At 34.4% G+C, this 905-nt stretch carries 1 protein-coding gene; it reads right to left on the bottom strand.

Annotated elements, in window-relative coordinates:
* Positions 1-147: 147 nt before the first annotated feature.
* On the bottom strand, positions 148-905 hold a 758-nt coding region (locus ACFIL8_RS11175; protein ID WP_375689858.1), incomplete at its 5' end, for a type IV secretion system protein.

Here is a 905-nt window from a genome sequence, read left to right on the forward strand (position 1 = left end):
TGTTATCTGATCAATTTTACTGAAAAGTTGCGTGAACACTGTAAAGTCCATGGAATTCCTCTTTAACGAATTTTCAACTTTTTATCACCTTGAAACATAGATATATGCTAACCGCTTCATTTGCATTTATACATTACCTAAGTGTTTTCACTGTATGCTAGGCATCTCTTTTTTTTCATGGTTAAAAAATTTCATATCAAGTTCGCGTCTTTTCCTTTTGATAAGTGAGTATTCAGCGTCACGTAAATGTGCTACCAATTGCATCTTTATAGATTCATTTTGGATCATGACTAATATACCATCGATATGTGCTTGAAGATCAGCAATGTCTTTCAGGTTTTCTTTTATTTGAAGTTCATCGAATAACTGTTTGAGGTATTGAAAACGATTTTCTACATGTTCAAAACTTTTCAAATTTACAACTTTATCTAGAACCGATACAGATTGTAAATGCCCAGAAATAGCTTTGCTCATTTGATCAAAAGTCCCAGAAATTTTGTTTTCTTCCTCCAATACCTTTTGATATGATTCCCTTGAAAGCTGCTTCTTCTTATAGAGCGATTCTGGTTCTTTGAGAAAAAAATTAGAAAAGTCTATTTGCTTTGGGTTTGTTTTCTGACTCTTTGTTATAGCCTGATAAGCTTTTTCTGTTTGTGAAAGTTGTTCTTTTTTTAACGCAAGCTGTTTTTTTAAGAGCTCAATAATTTCCTCTTTTTTTAATAGATCAATAAGCTCCAGATATTCTGCTGGTAGAGCAGATTGTGGCGGTGAAGCAGGTGGTAAGTCTACAGTTGGGTCCTTAGGTGGTGTTCGGGATTCGAAAGTTACTACGCTTACACCTGCATTTGCTGGAGCTAGATTCAGTATTCCCCAAAGGGTAATCATTCCTGTTATAATAAATCGCT

The sequence above is a fragment of the Bartonella sp. AP57NXGY genome, from assembly GCF_042195805.1.
GTDB lineage: Bacteria > Pseudomonadota > Alphaproteobacteria > Rhizobiales > Rhizobiaceae > Bartonella.